This is a genomic window from Patescibacteria group bacterium (genome assembly GCA_040753135.1).
In the GTDB taxonomy this organism is placed as follows: Bacteria; Patescibacteriota; Minisyncoccia; order UBA6257; family Brennerbacteraceae; genus JBFMGR01.
Genome location: JBFMGR010000010.1, coordinates 16,079 through 19,235, shown reverse-complemented (window position 1 = coordinate 19,235; position 3,157 = coordinate 16,079). Strand labels below are relative to the sequence as shown.

At 40.7% G+C, this 3,157-nt stretch carries 1 protein-coding gene and 1 rRNA gene; both read right to left on the bottom strand.

The features are described 5' to 3' along the window. Positions 1 to 1,742 (bottom strand): 23S ribosomal RNA (locus AB1721_03035); the annotation flags it as partial. 464 nt (positions 1,743 to 2,206) lie between these two features. Beyond that, positions 2,207 to 3,157: NlpC/P60 family protein (locus AB1721_03030; protein MEW5805667.1), on the bottom strand; the 951-nt coding region annotated here is incomplete at its 5' end.

Below are 3,157 nucleotides of genomic sequence, written 5' to 3'. Positions count from 1 at the left end.
ACGGTCAGATATGACAGTGAGTTGTTACACACTCTTTAAAGGGTGGCTACTTCTAAGCCAACCTCCTGTCTGTCTTCGGCTGACTACCACCTTTAACACTGAGTAAAAATTTAGGGACCTTAACTTGGAGTCTGGGTTCATGCCCTTTTGACCATGGAGCTTAGCCCCCACAGTCTGACTAGCGATCAAGAAACTCTGGTATTCGGAGTTTGACTGAGAAAGCGAGCTTTCGCCCTGACAGTCTCAACCAGTGCTCTACCCCCAAAGTTTTTTAAGATCGCCGCTAGCCCTAAAGCTATTTCGAGGAGAACCAGCTATTACCGAGCGCGATTAGCTTTTCACTTCTACCCTCAGGTCATCCCAAGGAGTTGAACGGCCTACGGGTTCGGACCTCCCCCCGGCTTTCGTCGGGGTTCATCCTGCCCAAGGGTAGCTCGCTCGGCTTCGGGTCATTCCCCATTGTTCTGTAAATATGCTCAAAGCTTTGAAAACATATTTACAACGCGCTTTTAACACTTGCTTTCGCTGCACCTCCTCCGCCTAAGGCGGATTAGATAAAACAATGAGAAATACTCGTTGGCTCATTCTTCAATAGGCACCCTATCACCGATGCTTCGCATCGGAATTTCTAAATTCCAATTTTCAATTTCCAAATAAATCCTAATGACCAAATTTTTAAACGTTTGGACATTTAATCATTAGAAGATTGATTAGAAATTAGTTATTGGAAATTAGACATTTCCCGATGCGGAGCATCGGCTCTAAGTCCTTGTAGGCAAAATGGTTTCAGGTTCTATTTCACTCCCCTCGCCGGGGTTCTTTTTACCTTTCCCTCGCGGTACTAGTTCACTATCGGTATAGAAGAGTATTTAGCCTTAGCAGTACAGTCCTGCCAGATTCTCCCGACCTGTTCGTGTGTCGAGATACTCGGGAATTCAGTCCGCTCTTTTTTAAAATTTAAAGTACAAGGCTTTCACTTTCTTTGGCCAGCCTTTCCAGGCTGTTCCTCTATTCAAAAAAGAGTTAATGGTCTAAACCCCACAACTCCAGCCGCTGCATAGCAGCGGAATTGCCAATAACCAATCCCCAATTTCCAATGAATTCATTAGAAATTAGTAATTAGAAATTTGGCATTCCCGATGCTATGCATCGGATGGTTTAGGCTGTTCCCGTTTCGCTCGCCGCTACTAAGGGAATAACCGCCTCTCGCTTCGCTCGAGCGGAATTCCCAATTTCCAAGCCCCAAATCCCAAACAACTTCAAATAACCAAAGCTAAGAACAACAATCTTTGAGCATTGGGATATTAAAATTGATTGAAAATTGGAAATTGAAAATTGGAAATTCAGCTTCGAACAAAGTGAGAAGCGACATTGTTTTCTTTTCCTCTGGGTACTGAAATGTTTTACTTCCCCAGGTCTGCCACCGCGCTCTGCGCGGAAATTCCAAACTCTAAGCACCAAATCACAAACAATATCCAATATCTAAAAATCAAAATTCCAAACCAACTCTGTTTTAAATTTTGAAAATTAGAAATTAGGATTTATTTAGGATTTAGAAATTAGATATTAGAAATTCCGCGCAAAGCACGGTTAACCGTGGTTTACACGGTTAGGTTTCCCCATTCGGAGATCTCCGGATCAAAGCCTGCTTAGCGGCTCCCCGAAGCTTTTCGCAGCCACGCCACGTCCTTCATCGCCCCTTCTATCCAAGGCATCCACCATCTGCCCTTAATTCTGCGAATACCAACTTAAACCTCAATCATAAATTATGATTGATAAGACGAATGTCTAAATAGCAACTTTTAAAATTGCTACCAGACAGATACTTGTTCTTCAGTTGTCAAAGGACAACGTTATTATAGAAAGAAAAAATCCGCTTTCGGAAAAGCGGTTTAAAAAATCAAAACCTACAAACTGTCAGGTCTTTTTCCGCTTTCCGAATAAATATTTTCTTTCCATAAACTATCTAAATTATAGCAAAGCAATAGGAAAAGTCAACCCCGTAGTGAATTTTTGGCAGCTGTTCACTTTTTGTTAATTGTCAACGAAAACAAAGCTAAATGAAATTAAGTAAATATAATAACATCAGCTTTGGATTATTTAATTCGGGGTTCGCAACAAAAAATTGCCAAAAATCTTATTGGGTCAATATTTTAGAATAATAAATTATGGAACTTAAAAAACCTAATTCATTATTCATTATTCATCATTCATCATTCACTCTTTTAGGCACCCGGCCAAAGCTATTGATCTCCCATTGGCCATTAGGGTTTATCTCTGAATAAAGCCAATCAGCTGAATTTAAATCTTGGAACATTGCTTTGCCAAGTATCCGTTTAGCATGAAATATAATCGGCAATCTGCCTGGTTGGGCTTGATAAACCAAACCAACGTGGTCAATATGTTTTTCTGGGTCATCAACTTTGTTAAAAAAGACCATGTCGCCTTGTCTTAAATCTTCTTGGTTGATTTTCTCACAAACCATTGCCTGCCATCTGGCCTTGCGCGGCAGCCAAATGCCTTGGGTTTGGTAAAAAATTTTTTGGATTAAGCCGGAACAATCAAACCCATTTTTAACCGAACCGCCGCCGAGTTGATACTTTATTCCTTCAAACTCTTTACAGACTTGATCAATAGTTTTTAAATTAGCTGGTTTTTGAAATTCTTTTTTATCAATTTTTTCCAAACCATCAAGGTTATTCAACCAGCCAATCGGGCCCCTTGGGACGCGCAAACCAAAAGAATGATAAGCAACCAAACAATATGAATTATAATTTTGCGGCTGAAAAATTTTTACCAGCTGACCTTGAAAAACATCATTTTTCTGGTCAGTAAAGATTGAGCTTATTTTTTGGTCGGCAATGCTCTGGTATTCTTGCTGCGAAGGCCGGGTTTTAACATCAATCTGTTCAGCTTCAACTAAATAAAAATCTCCGATTGAATCATCGGCTTCAAAAGAAACAACTTCTATATTTTTATCTTCCAGGGCCGCGTTTGACTCGGCCGCAGCCGCGTTTAACGCGGTCGCGTTCAAAATCTCCCTTACCCTTTCAGCTAATTTTTCCAGCATTAAAATCAGCTTTGCTCTGCCGTTTTCCTGCTCTTGGATTTCAAACCAAAAAAGCTCGCCATAGCGGGCTTTTTGGTCTTGGAAAAA